Source organism: Pseudomonas sp. NFPP12, assembly GCF_900103205.1.
Lineage (GTDB): Bacteria > Pseudomonadota > Gammaproteobacteria > Pseudomonadales > Pseudomonadaceae > Aquipseudomonas > Aquipseudomonas protegens.
Window position 1 is genome coordinate 220,646 of sequence record NZ_FMWW01000007.1, and the last position, 21,521, is coordinate 242,166.

At 64.4% G+C, this 21,521-nt stretch carries 25 protein-coding genes; 10 read left to right on the forward strand and 15 right to left on the reverse strand.

The genetic code is table 11. The features are described 5' to 3' along the window. The first annotated feature begins 90 nt into the window (after window positions 1-90). Window positions 91-1,992 (forward strand): 1-deoxy-D-xylulose-5-phosphate synthase, encoded by a 1,902-nt coding sequence (gene dxs / locus BLS75_RS28920; protein WP_011063726.1) that lies wholly within the window; start codon window positions 91-93, stop codon window positions 1,990-1,992. A 120-nt stretch (window positions 1,993-2,112) separates the two neighbouring features. Beyond that, window positions 2,113-4,005: a TonB-dependent receptor plug domain-containing protein gene (locus tag BLS75_RS28925; RefSeq protein WP_072452875.1), complete on the forward strand. Its 1,893-nt coding sequence runs from the start codon at window positions 2,113-2,115 to the stop codon at window positions 4,003-4,005. 68 nt (window positions 4,006-4,073) lie between these two features. Here the strand turns inward: BLS75_RS28925 and BLS75_RS28930 are convergent, their stop codons facing one another. The 12 genes from BLS75_RS28930 to nrdR all read right to left on the reverse strand — a co-directional run bounded on the left by BLS75_RS28930 (window position 4,074) and on the right by nrdR (window position 12,748). Beyond that, window positions 4,074-4,871 carry a cobalamin-binding protein gene (locus BLS75_RS28930; RefSeq protein WP_011063728.1) on the reverse strand — a complete coding sequence of 266 codons (798 nt, stop codon included), beginning with the start codon at window positions 4,869-4,871 and terminating at the stop codon, window positions 4,074-4,076. Next, complete coding sequence (locus BLS75_RS28935; protein ID WP_011063729.1) at window positions 4,871-5,290, reverse strand: hypothetical protein; 420 nt, start codon at window positions 5,288-5,290, stop codon at window positions 4,871-4,873. Before BLS75_RS28935 ends, BLS75_RS28930 begins: the two co-directional genes overlap by 1 nt. Next, window positions 5,287-5,904, reverse strand: coding sequence for a GTP cyclohydrolase II (ribA, locus tag BLS75_RS28940; RefSeq protein ID WP_011063730.1), 618 nt, complete (start codon window positions 5,902-5,904; stop codon window positions 5,287-5,289). The genes BLS75_RS28935 and ribA overlap by 4 nt, the downstream gene beginning before the upstream one ends. Window positions 5,905-6,032: 128 nt before the next feature. Then, complete coding sequence (locus tag BLS75_RS28945) at window positions 6,033-6,776, reverse strand: substrate-binding periplasmic protein (protein ID WP_015637198.1); 744 nt, start codon at window positions 6,774-6,776, stop codon at window positions 6,033-6,035. A 10-nt stretch (window positions 6,777-6,786) separates the two neighbouring features. Then, complete coding sequence (locus BLS75_RS28950) at window positions 6,787-7,290, reverse strand: phosphatidylglycerophosphatase A family protein (protein WP_011063732.1); 504 nt, start codon at window positions 7,288-7,290, stop codon at window positions 6,787-6,789. Continuing rightward, window positions 7,287-8,252, reverse strand: coding sequence for a thiamine-phosphate kinase (thiL, locus tag BLS75_RS28955; protein ID WP_072452873.1), 966 nt, complete (start codon window positions 8,250-8,252; stop codon window positions 7,287-7,289). The genes BLS75_RS28950 and thiL overlap by 4 nt, the downstream gene beginning before the upstream one ends. Window positions 8,253-8,270: 18 nt before the next feature. Beyond that, complete coding sequence (gene nusB / locus BLS75_RS28960) at window positions 8,271-8,771, reverse strand: transcription antitermination factor NusB (protein ID WP_011063734.1); 501 nt, start codon at window positions 8,769-8,771, stop codon at window positions 8,271-8,273. Further along, window positions 8,768-9,244, reverse strand: coding sequence for a 6,7-dimethyl-8-ribityllumazine synthase (gene ribE, locus BLS75_RS28965; protein WP_011063735.1), 477 nt, complete (start codon window positions 9,242-9,244; stop codon window positions 8,768-8,770). The genes nusB and ribE overlap by 4 nt, the downstream gene beginning before the upstream one ends. A 91-nt stretch (window positions 9,245-9,335) precedes the next feature. Next, window positions 9,336-10,427, reverse strand: a complete 1,092-nt coding sequence (gene ribBA, locus BLS75_RS28970; protein WP_011063736.1) for a bifunctional 3,4-dihydroxy-2-butanone-4-phosphate synthase/GTP cyclohydrolase II — start codon at window positions 10,425-10,427, stop codon at window positions 9,336-9,338. Between the two features lie 16 nt (window positions 10,428-10,443). Beyond that, a complete protein-coding gene (locus BLS75_RS28975; RefSeq protein ID WP_011063737.1) occupies window positions 10,444-11,106 on the reverse strand; it encodes a riboflavin synthase in 663 nt (220 codons plus the stop codon). Window positions 11,107-11,153: 47 nt separating this feature from the next. Further along, entirely contained in the window at window positions 11,154-12,287 is a 1,134-nt protein-coding gene (gene ribD / locus BLS75_RS28980) for a bifunctional diaminohydroxyphosphoribosylaminopyrimidine deaminase/5-amino-6-(5-phosphoribosylamino)uracil reductase RibD (protein ID WP_072452871.1), read from the reverse strand. After that, a complete protein-coding gene (gene nrdR, locus BLS75_RS28985; protein WP_019095943.1) occupies window positions 12,284-12,748 on the reverse strand; it encodes a transcriptional regulator NrdR in 465 nt (154 codons plus the stop codon). Before nrdR ends, ribD begins: the two co-directional genes overlap by 4 nt. Window positions 12,749-12,877: 129 nt before the next feature. Here nrdR and BLS75_RS28990 point away from each other — a divergent pair, with 129 nt between their 5' ends. The 3 genes from BLS75_RS28990 (at window position 12,878) to trxA (ending at window position 14,924) form a co-directional block, all read left to right on the forward strand. Further along, window positions 12,878-13,336: a hypothetical protein gene (locus tag BLS75_RS28990; protein ID WP_072444892.1), complete on the forward strand. Its 459-nt coding sequence runs from the start codon at window positions 12,878-12,880 to the stop codon at window positions 13,334-13,336. Continuing rightward, window positions 13,333-13,989 carry a class I SAM-dependent methyltransferase gene (locus tag BLS75_RS28995; RefSeq protein WP_053154128.1) on the forward strand — a complete coding sequence of 219 codons (657 nt, stop codon included), beginning with the start codon at window positions 13,333-13,335 and terminating at the stop codon, window positions 13,987-13,989. Before BLS75_RS28990 ends, BLS75_RS28995 begins: the two co-directional genes overlap by 4 nt. A gap of 62 nt (window positions 13,990-14,051) precedes the next feature. After that, the gene (gene trxA / locus BLS75_RS29000) at window positions 14,052-14,924 is read left to right on the forward strand and encodes a thioredoxin (RefSeq protein ID WP_072452870.1); all 873 of its coding nucleotides are present in this window, start codon (window positions 14,052-14,054) and stop codon (window positions 14,922-14,924) included. A gap of 92 nt (window positions 14,925-15,016) precedes the next feature. On the opposite strand, the gene BLS75_RS29005 is transcribed toward trxA, so the two are convergent. Continuing rightward, window positions 15,017-15,358 carry a hypothetical protein gene (locus tag BLS75_RS29005; protein WP_072452868.1) on the reverse strand — a complete coding sequence of 114 codons (342 nt, stop codon included), beginning with the start codon at window positions 15,356-15,358 and terminating at the stop codon, window positions 15,017-15,019. 134 nt (window positions 15,359-15,492) lie between these two features. On the opposite strand from BLS75_RS29005, the gene BLS75_RS29010 reads away from it, so the two are divergent. The 5 genes from BLS75_RS29010 (at window position 15,493) to BLS75_RS29030 (ending at window position 19,553) form a co-directional block, all read left to right on the forward strand. Further along, window positions 15,493-16,101 (forward strand): DUF2796 domain-containing protein, encoded by a 609-nt coding sequence (locus BLS75_RS29010; RefSeq protein WP_072452866.1) that lies wholly within the window; start codon window positions 15,493-15,495, stop codon window positions 16,099-16,101. A 61-nt stretch (window positions 16,102-16,162) separates the two neighbouring features. Then, complete coding sequence (locus BLS75_RS29015) at window positions 16,163-16,873, forward strand: ABC transporter ATP-binding protein (protein WP_019093216.1); 711 nt, start codon at window positions 16,163-16,165, stop codon at window positions 16,871-16,873. Between the two features lies 1 nt (window position 16,874). Continuing rightward, the gene (locus tag BLS75_RS29020) at window positions 16,875-18,140 is read left to right on the forward strand and encodes an ABC transporter permease (RefSeq protein WP_072452864.1); all 1,266 of its coding nucleotides are present in this window, start codon (window positions 16,875-16,877) and stop codon (window positions 18,138-18,140) included. A gap of 25 nt (window positions 18,141-18,165) precedes the next feature. Then, window positions 18,166-18,687: a DUF3299 domain-containing protein gene (locus BLS75_RS29025; RefSeq protein WP_026019988.1), complete on the forward strand. Its 522-nt coding sequence runs from the start codon at window positions 18,166-18,168 to the stop codon at window positions 18,685-18,687. Between the two features lie 167 nt (window positions 18,688-18,854). Further along, window positions 18,855-19,553 (forward strand): OmpW/AlkL family protein, encoded by a 699-nt coding sequence (locus tag BLS75_RS29030; protein ID WP_072444882.1) that lies wholly within the window; start codon window positions 18,855-18,857, stop codon window positions 19,551-19,553. Window positions 19,554-19,611: 58 nt separating this feature from the next. Here the strand turns inward: BLS75_RS29030 and BLS75_RS29035 are convergent, their stop codons facing one another. Further along, window positions 19,612-20,541: an NAD-dependent epimerase/dehydratase family protein gene (locus BLS75_RS29035; protein WP_072452862.1), complete on the reverse strand. Its 930-nt coding sequence runs from the start codon at window positions 20,539-20,541 to the stop codon at window positions 19,612-19,614. Further along, the gene (locus BLS75_RS29040; protein ID WP_036995925.1) at window positions 20,534-21,418 is read right to left on the reverse strand and encodes a sugar nucleotide-binding protein; all 885 of its coding nucleotides are present in this window, start codon (window positions 21,416-21,418) and stop codon (window positions 20,534-20,536) included. Before BLS75_RS29040 ends, BLS75_RS29035 begins: the two co-directional genes overlap by 8 nt. Window positions 21,419-21,521: the final 103 nt, after the last annotated feature.

Consider the following 21,521-nt stretch of genomic DNA (forward strand, 5'->3'; position numbering starts at 1 on the left):
CATATCGGCCAAGTTCGGCGCTCTGCGTGGGCAGCTTGCGATGCATAAGGTAAACTGCCGCCTCTTTCTATACCTATAACGATTCGCCTGATGCCCACGACGTTTCATGAGATTCCCCGCAAACGCCCGACCACGCCGCTGCTCGACCGCGCCCAGACGCCGGACGGCCTGCGCCGGTTAGGCGAAGCCGAGCTGGAAACCCTGGCCGATGAGTTGCGCCTGGAATTGCTCTACACGGTCGGCCAGACCGGCGGGCACTTCGGTGCCGGCCTCGGGGTCATCGAGCTGACCATCGCGTTGCATTACGTGTTCGACACCCCGGACGACCGGCTGGTGTGGGACGTGGGTCACCAGGCGTATCCGCACAAGATCCTCACCGGGCGCCGTGAGCAGATGGCCAGCCTGCGCCAGAAAGACGGCCTGGCCGCTTTCCCGCGGCGCTCCGAGAGCGAGTACGACACCTTCGGCGTCGGCCACTCCAGTACCTCCATCAGCGCTGCCCTGGGCATGGCCATCGCCGCACGCCTGCAGAACAGCGAGCGCAAGGCCATCGCCGTGATCGGCGACGGCGCCCTGACCGCGGGCATGGCCTTCGAGGCCCTGAACCACGCGCCGGAGGTGGACGCCAACATGCTGGTGATCCTCAACGACAACGACATGTCGATCTCGCGCAATGTCGGCGGGCTGTCCAACTACCTGGCCAAGATTCTCTCCAGCCGCACCTACGCCAGCATGCGCGAAGGCAGCAAGAAAGTGCTGTCGCGCCTGCCCGGGGCCTGGGAAATCGCTCGCCGCACCGAAGAATACGCCAAGGGCATGCTGGTCCCCGGCACCCTGTTCGAAGAACTGGGCTGGAACTACATCGGCCCCATCGACGGCCATGACCTGCCGACCCTGATCGCCACCCTGCGCAACATGCGCGACCTCAAGGGCCCGCAGTTCCTGCATGTGGTGACCAAGAAGGGCAAGGGCTTCGCCCCGGCGGAGGTCGACCCGATCGGCTACCACGCGATTACCAAGCTGGAACCCCTGGACGCCCCGGCGGCCGCGCCGAAAAAGGCCGGCGGGCCGAAGTATTCAGGTGTGTTCGGCGAATGGCTGTGCGACATGGCCGCCGCCGACCCGCGCCTGGTGGGCATCACCCCGGCGATGAAGGAAGGTTCGGACCTGGTGGCCTTCAGCGAGCGTTTCCCGCTGCGCTACTTCGACGTGGCAATTGCCGAGCAGCACGCCGTGACCCTGGCGGCCGGCATGGCCTGCGAGGGCGCCAAGCCGGTGGTGGCGATCTATTCGACCTTCCTCCAGCGCGGCTATGACCAACTGATCCACGATGTGGCGGTACAGAACCTCGACGTGCTGTTCGCCATCGACCGCGCCGGCCTGGTGGGCGAAGACGGCCCGACCCACGCCGGCAGCTTCGACCTCTCCTACCTGCGTTGCATCCCCGGCATGCTGGTGATGACCCCGAGCGACGAGAACGAGCTGCGCATGATGCTCAGCACCGGGCACCTGTACAACGGCCCTGCGGCCGTGCGCTACCCGCGCGGCACCGGCCCCAACGCACCGATCGACAAGAGCCTGGAACCGATCGAGATCGGCAAGGGCGTGATCCGCCGCCAGGGCAGGCAAGTGGCCCTGCTGGTGTTCGGCGTGCAACTGGCCGAAGCCCTGCAAGTGGCCGAGAAACTCGACGCCACGGTGGTCGACATGCGCTTCGTCAAGCCACTGGATGAAGCCCTGGTACGCGAGATCGCCAGCAGCCACGAACTGCTGGTGACCATCGAGGAAAACGCCATCATGGGTGGCGCCGGCGGTGCGGTCAGCGAATACCTGGCACGGGAAAACATCCTCAAGCCGATCCTCCACCTGGGCTTGCCGGACGCCTACGTCGAGCACGCCAAACCGGCGCAGATGCTCGCCGAGTGCGGCCTCGACGAAGCCGGCATCGAGGCCTCGGTGCGCCAGCGCCTGGCGCTGCTGGGCCTGGCTTGATCCACAACGGCCAGCTGTAGCCGCTGTTGCACGCCCGCCATGCGGGCGTCGCTTTTTGGCCTTCACTGTGCAGCCTCTCCCACTTTGCGGCAAAGGCCGAGCCGCGCCAACGGAATAGCCATGAAACTCTCTCGCCTGGCCCTGCCGCTTTGCCTTTTGCCCTGCGCCGAACTCTTTGCCGACACCCCCGACCGCGATCAGGCCCTGAAACTGCCCGAAATGCTGATCAGCGCCAACCGCCAGGTAGAAGCGCGCAATGACAGCAGCGCCGCCAACACCGTGTTCACCCGGGAAGACATCGACCGCCTGCAACCCACCAGCCTCACCGACCTGCTGCAGCGGGTGCCGGGGGTGCAGGTAGCCCAGGGCGGCGGGCGCGGCAACCTGCCGAATATCTTCATCCGCGGCACCAACTCGGCCCAGAGCCTGGTGCTGGTGGACGGCCAGCGCATCAGCAGCTCATCGAGCGGCGACAGTAACCTGCAGTTCATCAGTATCGAGCAGATAGAAAGGGTGGAAGTACTGCGTGGCTCGCGCTCAGTGATCTATGGCAGCGACGCCATTGGCGGGGTGATCCAGATCTTCACCCGACGCGGAGCGGACTCGGGGCTCCATGGGCGCATGCGCGTCGCCGCTGGCAGCAACCAGACCTGGGAGCGCAGCCTGGGACTGTCCGGTGGAGATCAACAGACACGCTTCAGCCTCGGCGCCAACCTGGATGAAACCGCCGGGATCGACTGGACCCACGAATCGTTCCCCAGCGATGCCGACCATGATGGTTACCGCAACAAGTCGTTGAGCTTCACCCTCAGCCATGCGCTGAACGATGACCTGGAGGTAGGCCTCAACCTGCTGGATAACCGTGGTCGCACGCGCTATGACAACCCCTTTGGGCGCTACGACTCAAGCTACGACGTCTTCGCCCAGGATCCTTACACCGACTTCAGTGTCAGCAGCGTCAACGGCTATCTCGATGCGCACATCAATGATTACTGGACGTCGCGAGTAGAGCTGGGGCATAGCGAGAACCGCGACCTCAAGCGCGACAAACTCAGTGACGAACGAAACGTATTCAATACCTACCGGGACTCGCTGAACTGGCAGAACGATCTGCGCCTGGACGAACACAACAGCCTGATCCTCGGCGCTGACTGGTACGAAGACCGGCTCAATACCAGCCCGGCGCGATTTGCCGAAGACAGCCGCTGGAACCGGGCGGCCTTCATTCAGCACCGCTTTCGCGGTGACAGTTTCTCCACCGAGCTGGGTCTGCGCCGCGACCAGAACCAGCAATATGGCAGCCAGAACACCTGGAGCGGCACCTTTACCCTGCCGCTCAACCCGGACAATGACTTGCTGCTCTCCTATAGCGAAGGTTTCCGGGCGCCCAACTTCAGCGACCTGTATTACCCCGGCTTCAGCAACCCCGACCTCAAGCCGGAACACTCCAAGAGCTATGAATTGCAGTGGCGTAACCAGCTGACGCAAAGCACTCGCCTGGAGACCTCGATCTTCCGCACCGATATCAAGGACGCAATCATTTATGACCGCATAGCCCAACGCCCGGAAAACGTTGGCGCAGCGAGAATCAACGGTTTCGAAGCGGCCCTGAAACAGGAACTGTTCGGCTGGCAGACCAGCATCGGCACCGCGATCATTGATCCGCGCAATCGCAAGGATGGCCATCAACTGCCGCGCCGTGCCCGCCGCACCTTGAATCTGGATCTAGACCGGCAGTTCGACCGATTGGCGCTAGGTGCCAGTTGGCAACTGGTGAGCAAGAGCCGTGAAGACTTGAGCACGAAAAAGCAGGTCCCGATTGGCGGCTACGGCCTGCTCGGACTGCGAAGCAGTTGGGCGATCAATCAGGAAGTGAAGCTGGACCTGAAACTCGACAACATCTTCGACAAGTCCTATAGCCGCGCGCTCTACGAGTACAACGGCAACGACTATGGCTACCGCAGCGAAGGCCGTACCTGGATGCTCGGCGTGACCTGGACGCCTGAGCTGTAAGGTCCGCCGCCTTCGCCGGCAAGCCGGCTCCTACAGGCCCCTAGGGCAAGGCCTGCCGGTGAAGGGGCTCAGCGCTCAGGTGCGATCAAGGCACAGAGCCTGGCCGTCGCGGCAATCATCTGCCCGCTGGGCCGCTCCAGGCCCTTGTCCCTTACCAGCAGCAACCGCCCTTGCCGCACCGCCGCGACCTGCGGCCAGTCCTTCCAGGCATCCAGTTGTCCCTGGGCGGTGGCGAGGATCGCCTGCGGATTGCGCTGCAACACCGACTCGATACTGACCTGGGGCGCCGGCAGTTGCTGGTCGGCAAACACATTGCGCGCGCCGCAGACACTCAAGGCTTCGCTGATGATCTGCCCACCACCCACGGTGTACAGCGGCTGGTCCCAGACCTGATAGAACACCGGCAACGGCGGTTCGCGGTGATAGCGGACGCGCAATGCAGCCAGTTGCCCGTTCAACTCGGCGGCCAGCTCGCGGCCGGCCGCCGGGCGACCCAGGCGCTCGCCGATCTCGGCAATCTGCGCGGTCAGTTGCGGGAAGTCATGGGGTTCGGCAACCAGGGTGGGGATCCCCAGGCGCGCCAGTTGATCGCGCTGGGCCGGGCCGACACTGCCCGGCCAGAGCAACAGCAGATCAGGCTTGAGGCTCAGCAAACGCTCGATATCCAGCTGGCCGTAGCGCCCCACCGAAGGCAGGTCCTTGAGCGGCGCGGGCCGTTCACCGGCATCCAGCACGCCCACCAGCAGCTCGGCGGCCCCCAGCTCTACAACGATTTCCGAGAGCGATGGTGCAAGACTCACCACCCGCTGCGCCGCCAGCGCCGGAACACTGGCCAGCAGGCACAGGACCGCCAGCCAGCGCAGCATCAGCCCAGTTGACGCGGAATGCGATAGAGGTAGAACAGCACCGCCGTGGACACCGCCAGAAGCATCAGCGGCACCGCTTCCAGGCCGACGAACACCGCCAGGGTGCCGATCCAGGCCGGCAGCGACGCCGCCAGGAACGCCACCCGCCGGCTGGCCGCAAGGTTGATCCAGGCCGCCGGTTCCTCGGGAGTGTCCAGGGCTTTCTGGGTGGCGATCAGGGCGTGCTTGTAGCCGCCGAAGAAGCGCAGGCTGACGAACATCGATGCCACCCCGGCAATGAAGAACGGCATCGCCAGCACCGGCAGGATGGGCTCGCCCTGGCCGAACAGCGCGTTGATCACGAACAACGGCAACAGGCCCAGGGCCAGGTATTGCCACCAACTGACGGTCAGGCGCCGCTTGACTTGGCCCCGGGTCACGCGCGGTCGACCTCGCCCTGGTGCTCGTTGCCCATCATGTGGTCGAGCTTGCTGGCCTTGGTCGCCAGGTAGAGTTTGTTGTGCGGGTTGTGGCCGGTGTGCAGCGGTACGCGCTCGGCGACCTGGATCCCCATCTCGGTCAAGGCCTTGACCTTGCGCGGGTTGTTGGTCATCAGGCGCAGGGACTTGACCCCCAGGTGCTCCAGCATCGGCAGGCACATGGCGTAGTCGCGCTGGTCGGCGGCAAAGCCCAGGCGTTCGTTGGCTTCCACGGTATCGGCGCCACCGTCCTGCAGTTCGTAGGCGCGGATCTTGTTCAAGAGGCCGATACCCCGGCCTTCCTGGCGCAAGTACAGCAACACCCCACGACCTTCGCGGGCGATGGCCTGCAGGGCGGCTTCCAGTTGCGAGCCGCAGTCGCAACGCTGGCTGAACAGTGCATCGCCGGTCAGGCACTCGGAGTGCAGGCGGCCGAGAACCGGAGCGCCGTCGGCGATATCGCCCAGGCTGAGCACCACATGCTCGCGGCCGGTAGCTTCATCGAGAAAACCATGCATGGTGAATTGCGCAAAAGGCGTAGGCAGCTTGCAAGCAGCAACAAAAACGACGGGCACTGTTGTGCTCCTGATCTGTATGAGGACTGGAGATTCGCAGAGGCGGCATTGTAACAGCAGCCTCCACTGGACGCTTAGGCTGAATTATCGGAGATAAAGATCGATAAGTTTGATCAACGCACCGCCGGCTAAGGGCTCCCGTCAAAGGGATAAGGCTGTTTCCAGCGCTCGAAGATCGGCCGCAAACGCCCGGTGCTCACCAGTTGCGCCATGCGCTGGTCGTACAGTTCGCGCATTTCCCGCCCGCGCGGGTTGCTGGCGAACCCCAGGTACAGCGGCAGCTCGGTCAGGTGGGTACGCTTGAACTGGCTCGGATCGGAGGCCTGCCCCAGCACGTAGTCGATCTCGGTCTGGGCATCGATGTAATAGTCGGCGCGGCTGTACAGCAGCATCGGCAGGATGCCGATGCGCCGGCGGATCTCGTTGTAGCGACGGATATTGGGCAGGTAGTCCTGGTACTTGTAGCCGCGCACCCAGACCAGTCGGTAACTGGCGATAGTCGCCAGGCTCAACTCGGGGTTGCTGGCCAGTCCCAGGGCGTAGATGTGATCGGTGTCGTAGTTCCAGTGGGGGTAAAGCACACCCGGCGACTCATCACGGTAGGCACCCATGTGGGCGTCCACTTCGCCGCGCTGTACCAGCCCGACCGAACGGGTATAGGGCACGCTGCAACGTTCGATGGTCACACCCAGCGGCTCGAAGACTTCGCGCAGGATGTCCCAGCCCAGCCCCTCGCCGTTGGCTTCGGTGTAATCGCTCCAGACCTCGCTGGCGATGCGAATGTGCCTGGGCTGCGCCTGCGGCTCCGCGGCCCGAACGCTGCAACAGCTCAAGGCAACCAGCAATACCAGCAGCGCGCGGCACACACCCATGCCTATTTCCTCAGCTGAAGCACCACACCAGCCCTTGCATCGCCAGCCAGGCAAACACCCCGGCGAGGACGTCGTCGAGCATGATGCCGACGCCGCCATGCACATGCCGGTCGATCCAGCGAATCGGCCAGGGCTTGAGAATGTCGAAGAAGCGGAACATCAGGAAACCTGCCAGCAGCCAGTACCAGCCTTCGGGCACCAGCCACAGGGTGATCCACATGCCGACCATTTCATCCCAGACGATGCCTTCATGGTCATGCACTCGCAGATCGTCGGCTACCTTGCCGCACAGCCAGAAGCCGAACAGCATGGTGATGCCGAGCATCAGCCAGTAGCCCCAGTCCGGCAACATCTGCCACAGCGGGATAAAGGGTAGCGCAACCAGCGAACCCCAGGTGCCCGGCGCCTTGGGCAAGGTGCCGGAACCAAAGCCGAAGGCCAGGAAATGCCAGGGGTTGCGCCACACCGACGGCGGTACGAACTCCGCCGGGACCTGTTTGGGATGATCTGTCACTGTGTCTCCGGAAAGTGTTGATAACCCCGGGTGCCGGGGGTGATGTCCTGCCCATCGGCATCCAGCAGGGTCACCCCCTGCCCGGCCACCACTCGCCCGACCACCCGCACTGGCCAGCCGGCCGTCAGTAGCGGCGCCAGTTCGGCCGGTGGCAGGGTGAAGGCCAGGACGTAGTCGTCACCGCCACTCAGGGCCGCGGCGCGAGCGCGCTGCTGGCCGAGAAAGCCCAGCAGCGCCGGCGACAGCGGCAGCTTCTCGACCTCGACCTGCAAACCAACCGCCGAGGCCGTGGCGATATGGCCGCAGTCGGCCAGCAAGCCATCGGAGATGTCCAGCGCCGCCGTGGCCTTGCCCCGCAGCGCCTGGCCCAGGGCCAGTTGCGGTTGCGGCGACCAGTAATGGGCCAGCAGTGGCTCAGCCAGCGCCGGCTCGGCGCTGCGCTGGCCCAGAACCAGCGGCAAGGCGCCGGCGGCGTTGCCCAGGTCACCGCCGACGCACAACAGATCGCCCGCCCGAGCACCGCTGCGGGTCAGGGCCAGGCCGGCAGGTACCCGGCCGAATACCGTCAGGGTCAGGGTCAAGGGGCCGCGGGTGGTATCGCCACCGATCAGGCGCACCCCGCAGTTCTGCGCCATGGCATTCAAGCCTTGGGCATAGGCCTGCAGCCAATCGGTGCTTACCGTCGGCAGGGTCAGGGCAAGGGTAAAGGCCAGTGGCGTAGCGCCCATGGCGGCCAGGTCGCTGACAGCCACCGCCAGGGAGCGTTGGCCAAGAAGAAAGGGCTCGCAGGGATCGGCGAAATGCACACCGGCCACCAGGGTGTCGGTGGAAATCGCCAACTGCTCGCCAGGGGCAACTGCCAGCAAGGCGCAGTCGTCGCCGATCCCCAGGGCAACACCCTCGCCGCCCTGCGCACAAGGCGCGGCAGCGAAGAAGTTACGGATCAGCTCAAACTCGCCCATGGCAGCTGCAAGCGCGGTTCAGCGCTTGAACGCCTTCACTTCAGCTTCGCGCAGGCGTGGGGCCAGCTTGTCGAGTACGCCATTGACGAACTTGTGGCCATCGGTGGAACCGAAGACCTTGGCCAGTTCGATACCTTCGTTGATCACAACGCGGTACGGCACGTCGACGCGCTTGAGCAGTTCCCAGGTGGACAGGCGCAGAACCGCCAGCTCCACAGGGTCCAGCTCATCGATGGCCAGGTCCAGGCAAGGCACGAGCGCGGTGTCGATCTCGTTCTTGTTGGCCGGAACCCCGTGCAGGATCTCACGGAAGTAGGCGCCATCGATGTCAGTGAAATCGTTGTCGACCCGAAACTGCGCTTCGATCTCGTTCAGCGAATGCTTGGCCATGTGCCATTGGTACAGCGCCTGGGTCGCGAGCTGACGGGCTTCGCGACGCTTGGCGCTCTTGGATGGCTTGCCGGCATTGGCAGGCTTGGGATCGCGCGGGTTGAAACGATCGCTATCGTCGCTAATCACTTGGCCTCCAACTGCGCCAGCAGGCTGACCATTTCCAGGGCGGACAGGGCAGCTTCAGCACCTTTGTTGCCGGCCTTGGTGCCGGAACGCTCGATGGCTTGTTCGATCGAGTCAACGGTCAGCACGCCGAAGGCCACTGGCACGCCGAACTCCATGGACACCTGGGCCAGGCCCTTGGTGCACTCGCCAGCCACGTATTCGAAGTGCGGGGTACCGCCACGAATGACCGCGCCCAGGGCGACGATTGCCGCGAACTCACCCTTTTGTGCCACTTTCTGTGCAACCAACGGAATTTCGAAGGCGCCAGGAGCACGGATGATGGTGATGTCGCTTTCGCTCACGCCGTGGCGAACCAGGGCGTCAACCGCGCCGCTGACCAGGCTTTCGACGACGAAGCTGTTGAAACGGCCGACCACCAGGGCATAGCGGCCTTTAGGGGCGATGAAGGTACCTTCGATGGTCTTCAGGGTCATTCGACAAATCTCTTAAAGAGCCAGAGCGTGTCTAGTACACGCTCTTCAGTGATATTTGAACCGCGAATAGGCTGCCGGAAACAGGCGGCTTTTATTCGGAGGGCACGTATTCTACAACTTCCAGGTCGAAACCGGATATCGCATTAAACTTCATCGGCGCACTCATCAGGCGCATTTTGCGTACGCCCAGGTCGCGCAGGATCTGCGAACCGGCACCGACGATGCTATAGGTGGTGGGCTTCTTCGCCGGCTGGTGCTCCGCGGTTTCACGGATATGTGCCAGCAGCACATCACCATCCAGCGGGTGCCCGAGCAACAGCACCACGCCACTGCCGGCCTCGGCCACCGTGGCCATGGCCGCCCGCAGGCTCCAGCGGCCCGGTTGCTTGACCATCAGCAGGTCGCGCAGCGGATCCATGTTGTGCACCCGTACCAGGGTCGGCTCTTCAGCGCAGATCTCGCCCAGGGTCAGGGCCATGTGCACGTCGCCTTCCACGGAATCACGATAGGTCACCAGGTTGAACTGGCCCAGTTCGCTATCCAGCGGCTGCTCGGCAATCCGCTGAACGGTACGTTCGTGGATCATCCGGTAGTGGATCAGGTCGGCAATGGTGCCGATCTTGATGTTGTGCTCGGCGGCGAAGGCTTCCAGTTCGGTGCGACGGGACATGGTGCCGTCGTCGTTCATCACTTCGCAGATCACCCCGCTGGGCTCGAAACCGGCCATGCGCGCCAGGTCGCAGGCGGCCTCGGTGTGGCCAGCGCGGGCCAGGGTGCCGCCGGGCTGGGCCATCAGCGGGAAGATGTGGCCCGGGCTGACGATGTCCTCGGCCTTGGCGTCCTTGGCAGCGGCGGCCTGCACGGTACGGGCGCGGTCAGCGGCGGAGATACCGGTGGTCACGCCTTCGGTGGCCTCGATGGAGACGGTGAACTTGGTGCCAAACCCCGAACCGTTGCGCGGCGCCATCAGCGGCAGCTTGAGCAGCTCGCAGCGCTCGCGGCTCATGGGCATGCAGATCAGGCCGCGGGCGTGCTTGGCCATGAAGTTGATGTGTTCGGCCTTGCAGCACTCGGCGGCCATGATCAGGTCGCCTTCGTTCTCGCGGTCTTCGTCATCCATGAGGATGACCATCTTGCCTTGGCGGATGTCTTCAACCAGTTCTTCGATGCTGTTGAGCGCCACTCGGCACCCCCTTGAGTCAGGATTTGAGATAGCCGTTAGCGGCCAGAAAACTTTCGGTAATGGTGCCGCCCGTGGCCTCGGCCGCCTTGTCGCCCAGCAGCAGACGCTCCAGGTAGCGCGCCAGCAGGTCCACCTCAAGGTTGACCTGCCGACCCGGCCGGTAGTCGGCCATGATGGTTTCCGCCAGGGTATGGGGAACGATGGTCAGCTCGAACTCGGCGCCATTGACCGCGTTGACCGTCAGGCTGGTGCCGTCGACGGTGATCGAGCCTTTATGGGCGATGTACTTGGCCAGCTCTTTCGGTGCACGGATGCGGAACTGGATGGCCCGGGCATTTTCTTCCCGCGCCACCACTTCACCGACGCCGTCGACATGGCCACTGACCAGGTGACCGCCCAGGCGGGTGGTCGGGGTCAGGGCTTTCTCCAGGTTCACCCGGCTGCCGGCCTTCAACTGATGAAAGGCGGTGCAGTCCAGGGTTTCACGGCTGACATCGGCCCAGAATCCATCGCCAGGCAGTTCAACAGCGGTCAGGCAGACGCCGTTCACCGCGATGCTGTCGCCCAGTTTGACGTCGGCCAGATCAAGCTTGCCGGTTTCTACATAGACCCGCACATCTCCGCCTTTTGGGGTCAATGCGCGAATGCTGCCGATGGATTCGATGATGCCGGTGAACATGGAGTCCTCCTCGAGAACAGGGCCGCCGGGTAGGCGAAAGTCGGGAATTATACGCTCGCTGGCGGGGCCGGGATGGCAGTGACTCGCCAGTCATCGCCCACCGCACGCATTTCTATGATCTTCAGCAATGGCGCCTGGCTCATCTGCGCCAGCGGCCAGTCCAGCAACGGCCGCGCAGAGGAACCGAGGAACTTGCCGGCGACGAATATCTGGTACTCGTCCACCAGGCCCTGCTGGGCAAAGGCCCCGGCCAGGCGTGGGCCGGCTTCCACCAGCACTTCGTTGACCCCACGGGCCGCCAGCTCCAACAGCAGGCGACGCAGATCCACCTGGCCATCGGGGCCGGGAACAATCAGGCATTCCGGGCCGTTGGCGTATTGCTCTTCCACCGCCGCACAAGTGGCAACCAACGCTGGGCCGGCCTTGAAGAATGGCGCATCCAGAGGCACCCGCAGGCGGCCGTCGATCAGCACCCGCAGCGGCGGCCGGCTCATGGCCAGGGCGGTCTGTTCGGCATCCAGGCCCAGTTCGGCGGCGCGCACGGTCAGCCGCGCGTCGTCCGCCAGCACCGTGTCGGCGCCGGTCAGTACCACGCTGGACTCGGCCCGCAGGCGCTGCACTGCAGAGCGCGCCGCAGGGCCAGTGATCCACTGGCTCTCGCCACTGGCCATGGCGGTGCGGCCATCCAGGCTCATGGCCAGCTTGACCCGCACATAAGGCAGGCCGTGCTCCATGCGTTTCAGAAAGCCTTTATTGATCGCCCGCGCCTCGCCTTCCAGCACACCGTCAAGGGTATCGATGCCGGCCTGGGCCAGGCGCTGCAAGCCACGGCCGGCCACTTCCGGGTTGGGGTCCTGCATGGCCGCGACCACCCGTGCCACACCGGCATTGACCAGGGCGTCGGCGCAGGGCGGCGTACGCCCGTGATGGCTGCAGGGTTCTAGGGTCACATAGGCGGTGGCGCCACGGGCCAGTTCACCGGCCGCGCGCAGGGCATGTACCTCGGCATGGGGCTCGCCGGCCCGCACGTGCCAGCCCTCGCCCACCACCTGGCCGTCGCGCACGATGACGCAGCCGACACGCGGGTTGGGATGGGTGGAGTAGCGACCCTTGCGCGCCAGTTCCAGAGCACGGGCCATGTAGTGGGCGTCGAGGACCGCTTGCTCGGCAGGCTGGTTCATTGCTTGGCCGGCTCACGGGCGAGACGGTCGATCTCTTCGCGGAATTCGTTGAGGTCCTGGAAACGGCGATAGACCGAGGCGAAGCGGATGTAGGCGACTTCATCGAGCTTCTGCAGCTCGGTCATCACCAGCTCACCCACGACCAGCGACTTGACCTCGCGCTCGCCGGTGGCGCGCAGCTTGTGCTTGATGTGCACCAGCGCCGCCTCCAGACGCTCGACACTCACCGGGCGTTTTTCCAGGGCGCGCTGCATACCGGCGCGCAGTTTTTCTTCGTCGAAGGGCTGACGGCTGCCGTCAGTCTTGATCAGGCGCGGCATCACCAGTTCGGCGGTTTCGAAGGTGGTGAAACGTTCACCACAGGCCAGGCATTCACGCCGGCGGCGCACCTGTTCGCCCTCGGCGACCAGACGCGAGTCGATGACCTTGGTGTCGTTGGCACCGCAGAAGGGACAGTGCATGGTGGCAGGCAACAAAAAAAGGGAGGGCCATGGTAGCGCATCCCACTGGCAAGACAAGCCATAGCCTTTACGGTATACAGACCGACTATTATGTTTCGCACACGGAAATTCGCCTTGTTGGAGCTTCAGATGCCGCTCAGACCGCTCGTTCTGCTCAGTCTTGTCAGCCTGTTGGTCGCTTGCAGCAGCGATGCGCCAAAAACCGCGGCCCCCTCCACTTCACAGCAGCAGGCGGTGAAAAAAAATCAGGAACCGGCCGATCCAGGCCCCCTGCCGGCCTACCAGCGCGAGTTGAGCGGCACCCTCGAGGGCGTACCGGCCGGCGCCGACGTCGAGCTGGCCCTGCTGGTGATCGATGAGCGCGGCCGTCCGCAACGCCTGCTGGCCAGCAGCAACCTGAGCGGCACCAGCCAAGCCCTACCGTTCCGCCTGCGCTTTGCCACCGAAGCCTTTCCGGCCGGCGCCCGGGTCGAACTGCGCGGCCGCGCCAGCCAGTCCGGCCAATTGATCCTGCACCTGCCGGCCCAGCGCATCGACCAACCCACCAGCCAGGCCCTGGGCCAACTGCAATTTATCAAAGCCCCATGAATGTCCCGCTCGACCTGCAAGCTGCCCTCAGCGAACTGCTGGGGGACGCGCGACTGGTAGCCTGCGAGCTGCCCGATACCACGCTGAAGCTCTGGCTGATCGACGCCGACAACATGGACCGCGCCTTCACCCCGGAAGAAACCCGGCGCATCCTCCACGAGCCGCCCTACTGGAGCTTCTGCTGGGCCAGCGGCCTGGCCCTGGCGCGCTACCTGGCCGAGCAGCCGCATTGGGTCGCGGGCAAGCGGGTGCTGGATTTCGGTGCCGGTTCCGGCGTGGCGGCGATTGCCGCGGCCAAGGCCGGGGCCCGGGAAGTGGTGGCCTGTGACCTTGACCCGCTGGCCATTGCCGCCTGCCGGGCGAATGCCCGACTCAATGGCGTCGAGCTGAGCTATTCCATGGATTTCTTCGCCGAGGCCGACCGCTTCGACCTGATCCTGGTGGCGGACGTGCTCTACGACCGGGCCAACCTGCCGCTGCTGGACCAGTTCCTCAGCCGTGGCCGCCAGGCCCTGGTGGCGGATTCCCGCGTACGGGACTTCCAGCACCCGCTCTATCAGCGCCTGGAAATGCTCAATGCCCTCACCCTGCCCGACCTGGCCGAACCCTGGGAATTTCGCAACGTGAGCCTCTATCACGCACAGCGGCGATAGCGATTTTCAGCCTCCCGGCCAGCCTTTATAGTGGTTCCATTCCCGCTTATTCGAGATACCCCATGAGTCAGGAAACGCCCTACATCTTCGACGCCCGCACCGCTGATTTCGACCAGTCGGTGATCGAGAACTCCTTTCACAAGCCGGTCCTGGTGGACTTCTGGGCCGAGTGGTGTGCGCCCTGCAAGGCGCTGATGCCGATGCTGCAGCAAATTGCCGAGAGCTATCAGGGCGAACTGCTGCTGGCCAAGGTCAACTGCGACATCGAGCAGGACATCGTCGCCCGCTTCGGCATCCGCAGCCTGCCCACCGTGGTGCTGTTCAAGGACGGCCAGCCCGTAGACGGCTTTGCCGGTGCGCAACCGGAATCCGCGGTGCGGGCCATGCTCGAACCCCATGTGCAGATGCCGCCACCGCCGGCCGCCGATCCGCTGGAACAGGCCGAAACCCTGTTTGCCGAAGGCCGTATCGGCGATGCCGAGGCCCTGCTCAAGGTGCTGCTGGGCGAAGACAACAGCAACGCCAAGGCGCTGATCCTCTACGCCCGCTGCCTGGCCGAGCGTGGCGAGCTGGGTGAAGCCCAGACCGTGCTCGACGCGGTCAAGAGCGATGAGCACAAGGCGGCCCTGGCCGGAGCCAAGGCGCAGATCACCTTCCTCAAGCAGGCCGCGGACCTGCCGGACGCCGCCGAGCTCAAGGCGCGCCTGGCCAAGGACCCGCAGGACGATGAAGCGCTGTACCAACTGGCGATCCAGCAACTGGCGCGCCAGCAATATGAAGCGGCGCTCGAAGCCCTGCTCAAGCTGTTCATGCGCAACCGCAGCTACAACGAAGGCATCGCCCACAAGACCCTGCTGCAAGTCTTCGACCTGCTGGGCAACGACCACCCCCTGGTGACCGCCTACCGCCGCAAGCTGTTCGCCGCCCTGTACTGAGCCGGAGGAGCTGGCTTGTGTAGGAGCTGGCTTGCCAGCGAAAGCGTTCTGACAGGCCGAACGCATTCGCCAGCAAGCGGGCTCCTGCAGGGTCATTGCACCCAGCTGTAGATCGGCGTATCGGCGCCGCTCACCACCTTGACCTCGGCGCAGTGGCGCAAGCGCACCAACAAGCGCTTGCCTGCCGCCGCGCTACCGGTCAGCCCTTCCAGTTGCTCCAGCAACTCCGGCCCGCTGAGCTGCCCGGCCTTGCGCAGCAACTCCTTGGTGGTCTGCCACAGGGCATCGTCCTGGCTGGCCGGCTTCGCCGCCACCGCGACGCTCTCGGGCTTGGCCGCCTGCAACTGCGCACCCAGTTGCGCCCAGTCGCCTTCGTCCAGTTCCAGGGTCAAATCCACCGGCCAGTCGCCGATGCTTCCACGAATCCGCAACATTGCTGTGCTCCTGAATTTTTCTGACGAGCATGCTCCCACGCGTCTTGCGCAACGCCAAGCGGCCGGTCAAACTCAGCGGCCAATTGTTATAAGATCACATAACATTTATTTCATCTTCGCTCCGGAGACTTGCTATGCGCCGTCTGCTACTCGCCCTGCCGTTCGCCCTGTTGCCGCTGGCCGCCGCCCAGGCCGCGCAAGCCCATGATCACGAGCATGAACATGGCAGCCTCGGCGCCCACGAACATGGAGTCGGCCGTTTGAACGCAGTGCTCGACGGCCAGACCCTGGAACTGGAGCTGGAGAGCCCGGCAATGAACCTGGTGGGCTTCGAACACGCTCCGAGCACCGACGCCGACAAGGCCAAGGTGGCTGCCGCCCGCACCCAGCTGGAACAGCCGCTGGTGCTGTTCAGCCTGCCCAAGGCAGCGGCGTGCGTGGTGGCCAAGCAGGAGCTGGAGAGCCCGCTGTTCGGCGACCAGCCCGATGCCGATGATCACGATGACGACGACCACGACGAAGATGCCAAGGATGCCGCTGGCCACGAGCATCACCATGAGCACAGCGAGATCCACGCCCACTACCAGTTCACCTGCGCCAAGCCGGATGCCCTGAAGACCCTCGATCTGGGGCAGGTCTTCAAGACCTTCCCCGCCACCCAGAAAATTCAGGTACAACTCATTTCGCCGAATGGCCAGCAGGGCGTCGAAGCCAGCGCCACGGCGGCAACCCTGAAGTTCTGAGCGCCAACCCTGTAGCCGCTGCCTTCGGCGGCTACAACACTCATCCGATGATCGACCCGACATGACCCAAGCACTTATCGAACTGTCCAACCTGGGCTTCAACTGGCCCGGTCATCCACCGTTACTGGACATTCCGGACTTTCGCCTGGAAGTCGGCGAAACCCTGTTCCTCAAGGGCCCCAGCGGCAGCGGCAAGACCACCCTGCTGGGCCTGCTGGGCGGCGTGCAGAAACCCAACCAGGGCAGCATTCGCCTGCTGGGCCAGGAGCTGACCGAGCTTTCGGCCGGCGCCCGCGACCGCTTTCGCGTCGATCACACCGGCTACATCTTCCAGCAGTTCAACCTGCTGCCGTTTCTCTCGGTACGCGAGAATGTCGAGCTGCCCTGCCACTTCTCCAAGCTACGGGCCGGCCGCGCCGCACAGCGCCATGGCAGCGTCGACCAGGCCGCAGCCACCCTGCTGGCCCACCTGGGGCTGAAGGACCCGGAGCTGCTCGGCCGCCGCGCCGATTCGCTATCCATCGGCCAGCAGCAGCGGGTCGCTGCGGCCCGAGCGCTGATCGGCCAGCCGGAACTGGTGATTGCCGACGAACCGACTTCGGCGCTGGACCACGACGCCCGGGAAGCCTTCCTCCAATTGCTGTTCGCCGAATGCCGCGAAGCCGGGGCCAGCCTGCTGTTCGTCAGCCACGACCAGAGCCTGGCAGCGCTGTTCGATCGCAACCTGTCGCTGGCCGAACTCAATCGCGCCGCCAAGCCCGCAGAGGTCTGAGATGTATCTGTTCCGTCTAGCCATGGCCAGCCTGGCTAACCGTCGCTTCACCGCGATCCTCACCGCCTTCGCCATTGCCCTCTCGGTCTGCCTGCTGCTGGCGGTGGAGCGGGTGCGCACCGAAGCCCGGGCCAGTTTCGCCAGCACCATCAGCGGCACCGACCTGATCGTCGGCGCCCGTTCCGGCTCGGTGAACCTGCTGCTGTACTCGGTATTCCGCATCGGCAACGCCACCAACAACATCCGCTGGGACAGCTTCGAGCACTTCGCCAGCAACCCCAAGGTAAAGTGGGCGATCCCGATTTCCCTGGGCGACTCCCACCGCGGCTATCGGGTGATGGGCACCACTGACTCCTATTTCCAGCACTACCAGTACGGCCACCAGCAGAACCTGCAACTGGCGGTGGGCCGGGCCTTCGCCAGCGACCCCTTCGAAGTGGTGCTGGGGGCCGAAGTCGCCGATGCCTTGCACTACAAGCTGGGGGACAAGCTGGTACTGGCCCATGGCGTGGCGGCCATCAGCCTGGTCAAGCACGACGACAAGCCCTTCACCGTGGTCGGCATCCTCAAGCGCACCGGCACTCCGGTGGACCGCACCCTGCACATCAGCCTGGGCGGCATGGAGGCGATCCACATCGACTGGCACAACGGCGTGCCGGCCCGTGGCGAGGGGCGCATCAGCGCCGACCAGGCGCGCAACATGGACCTGACGCCCCAGGCCATCACCGCCTTCATGCTGGGCCTCAACAGCAAGATCTCGACCTTCGCCCTGCAACGGGAGATCAACGAATTCCGCGGCGAGCCGATGCTGGCGATCCTGCCCGGCGTGGCCCTACAGGAACTCTGGAGCCTGATGGGCACCGCCGAGAAAGCCTTGTTCGTGGTGTCGCTGTTCGTGGTCCTGACCGGCCTGATCGGCATGCTCACGGCGATCCTCACCAGCCTCAATGAACGCCGACGGGAGATGGCCATCCTGCGCTCGGTGGGCGCGCGCCCCTGGCACATTGCGACCCTGCTGATCTTCGAAGCCTTCGCCCTGGCGCTGTTCGGGGTGCTGGCCGGGCTTGGCCTGCTGTACCTGGGCATCGCCCTGGCCCAGGGCTACGTGCAGTCGAATTACGGCCTGTACCTGCCACTGTCCTGGCCCAGCCAGTATGAGTGGACGCTGCTGGGCGGTATTCTGATCGCCGCGCTGCTGATGGGCAGCGTGCCGGCCTGGCGCGCCTACCGGCAATCCCTGGCCGATGGCCTGTCGATTCGTTTATGAGCCCTGGTTTATGAAGACCCAACGCTTGCTGCGCTCTCTGCTTGCCCTATCGCTGCTGTTCAGCTCACCGCTGTGGGCGGCGGGGGCTCCGAAGGACCTGACCTGGTCGGAAATGATCCCGCCGGACGCGCCGCCGGAAGTGCCGAACATGAAGCCGCTGCACGACCTGTCGCAGATGAGCGATGCGCTGTCCGCCGAATCGGCCCCCGCTGCCAAGCAAGACCTGCCCAATGCCCCGGTGGTGAAGAGCCTCGACGGCCAATCGGTGCGTCTGCCCGGCTACATCGTGCCCCTGGAAGTGAGCGAGGAAGGACGCACCACAGACTTCCTGCTGGTGCCCTACTTCGGCGCCTGCATCCACGTACCGCCACCGCCATCGAACCAGATCGTCCACGTCACCAGCGAAGTCGGGGTGAAACTCGATGAGCTGTACCAGCCGTACTGGATCGAAGGCGATATGCAGGTCAAGCCCTCCACCAGCGAGCTGGCGGATGCCGGCTACCAGATGGCGGCGCAGAAGATCTACGTCTACGAGTTGCCAGAGTAAAAGAGTGCGGGCGGGCGATGCCCGGGGAACGTCAAAAGAGTGCGGGGCAAAAGAATAGTTCACCCCGCCAACCGGGGTTTGCCATTTCATTGAGCTGAGTCAAGGCGGTCAACTTGACGATCCTTACCATTGGACATAGCCAATCTGAATCGTCCTTTGGAGCTCCCATGCACAAGTCTCTGCTTAGCGCCTCCCTGATCGCGCTCGCACTCGCCGCCCCGATTGCCAACGCCCACGAAGCCGGTGACATCATCGTTCGTGCCGGTGCGATTACCGTCAATCCAAAAGCCAACAGCTCCGACGTCAAAGTCGATCGCGGTCCTCTGGCCGGCACCAACCTCGGCGGCAAGGCGACCATGAGCAGCGACACTCAGCTGGGCTTGAACTTCGCCTACATGCTGACCAACAACATCGGTATCGAACTGCTGGCCGCCACCCCGTTCGAACACGATGTGAAGATCAAGAACACTGCCCTGGCTCCGGCCAACGGCAAGCTCGGTACCCTCAAGCACCTGCCGCCAACCCTGAGCGTGGTGTACTACCCGTTGGATAACAAATCGGCGTTCCAGCCCTATGTCGGTGCCGGTATCAACTACACCTGGATCTACGACGAGCACGTCGGCAGCCGCGCCCAGACCGCCGGTTTCGACAACTTCCGCGCCAAGAACTCCTGGGGCCTGGCCTGGCAGGTCGGCGCCGACTACATGCTGACCGACAACATCATGATCAACGCCCAAGTGCGTTACATCGATATCGACACCCGCGCCTATGTGGACAACAACGGCGTGGCTCCAGGCACCCGTGCCAAGGTCAATGTCGACGTCGACCCGATGGTCTACATGGTTGGCCTGGGCTACAAGTTCTAAGCCCGCCAGACATGAAAAAGGCGCCTTGCAGGCGCCTTTTTCATGTCCGCAATTTCATTCAGCGGCCCATCAGGCGAGCCAGGCCAACACTCATCGGCGTGGGTTCGGGGAAGGTAAAACGCTGCAGCAGTCGCTGATTGCCGGCACGGGAGTGACGAATATCACCGGCACGGGCCGGGCCGTAGCTGATGGGTGGCAAGGCACCCACCACCTCGGCCAGGGCCGCGAGCATCTGCTTGAGGGTCGTGGCCTGGTTCAAGCCAACGTTGACCGCTCCCACTTCCAACTGCGGCGCCTCGATGGCCTGCACCAGCACCTGAACCAGATCGCCGACGTAGACGAAATCCCGGGTCTGCTCGCCATCGCCGAACACGGTGATCGGCAAGCCTTGCTGGGCGCGTTCGCTGAAGATGCTGATCACTCCGGAATAGGGCGAAGACGGATCCTGGCGCGGGCCGAAGATGTTGAAGAAGCGAAAGACCGCCGGTTCCAGCCCGTGCTGGCGCCGGTAGAAATCCAGGTAGTACTCGCTGGCCAGCTTGTCCGAGGCATAAGGGGTCAGCGGCGCCTTGGCCGTGTCCTCGTCGATGGACTGGCCTTCCCCGTTGTTGCCATACACCGCGGCGCTGGAAGCGAACAGCACTCGCTTGACGCCGTGCTCACGCATGGCCTCACAGACATTCAGGGTGCCGATGAAATTGCTCTGGTGGGTCTGCACCGGGTCGTCCACCGAGGCCTGCACCGAAGCCACCGCTGCCAGGTGCGCCACAGCGCAGCAGCCTTGCATGGCCTGGCTGACCAGCGACGCATCGGCCACATTGCCTTCGATCAGCTCGACTCGCGGATCAGCCAGCGGCAGGTTGCTCGGTTTACCGGTGGACAAGTCGTCCAGCACCCGCACCGCGTAGCCCTTGGCGAGCAGGGCATCGGCCAGGTGCGAGCCAATGAAACCGGCACCGCCGGTGATCAATACGAGGCCTTCAGCCATGACGATAAAACCTATCCAGTAAAGCCGGGAGCGCGGCACGCCAGGCGCGCGGCTTGATCCCGAAGGTATGAAGGATTTTCTTGCAGGCCAGTACTGCGTGCTGCGGTTCCTCGGCGGCATCGGCGCTGGCGGCATGGGCCTGGGCGGTCGGCGCCTCGATGGCCAGCGGGTGCAATTGCCGGGCTTCGGTCAGCACCGCCTGCCCCAGGGCCAGGGGCGTGGTGGCTTCCTGGCCGGCGTAGTGGTAAGTGCCCCAAAGCGGCGCGGCGCAATCGAGCTGCTTGAGCACCGAGATGATCACCCGCGCGGCATCGTCCACCGGGGTCGGATTACCCCGCCGGTCGTCGGCCATCAACAGTTCGTCCGGGGATTCGGCCCGGGCCAGGAAACGCCCGAGAATGCCGTCCGGGCTGTCATCCAGCAGCCAGCCGAAACGCAGCAGCACGTGCTGCGGGCAGGTAGCGCGAACGCTTTGCTCGATCCGCCACAGAGCCTGGCCGCGCAGGCCCAGGGGCACCGGCTCGTCCTTTTCGCTGTAGGCAGTCGCCCGGGAGCCGTCGAACACCCGATAGCTCGAAGGCTGCAAGAGGATGATGTTGTGATGCTGGCAAAGCTCTGCCAGGCGCTCGACCGCCCGTTCCTGGCCGCTCAAGCGCGCCTCGCTCACGCTCTCCGCCTGAAACCAGTCGAAGTAGTAAGCCAGGTTGATCAAGGCATCCGGGCGGGTGTCGTCGAGCAGTTGCGTAAGGCTCGCGGCATCCCAGCCGTCTTGCGGCGGACGGGGGGCGAGGAAACCGATGTCTTCCTCCGCACCCAGGCGAATCAGCGCCTGCCCAAGGGCATTTCCGCCGCCCAGTAACATAAGGCGCATTCGCATAGAGTCAGCAGGCCCAGTCTGTTCAGAACGATGGTTGGAGTCGGCCAGTCTCGTGGGGCTGGCCGTCGATAATTGCCGGAATCGTTGCATTTTGCGGGTTTGT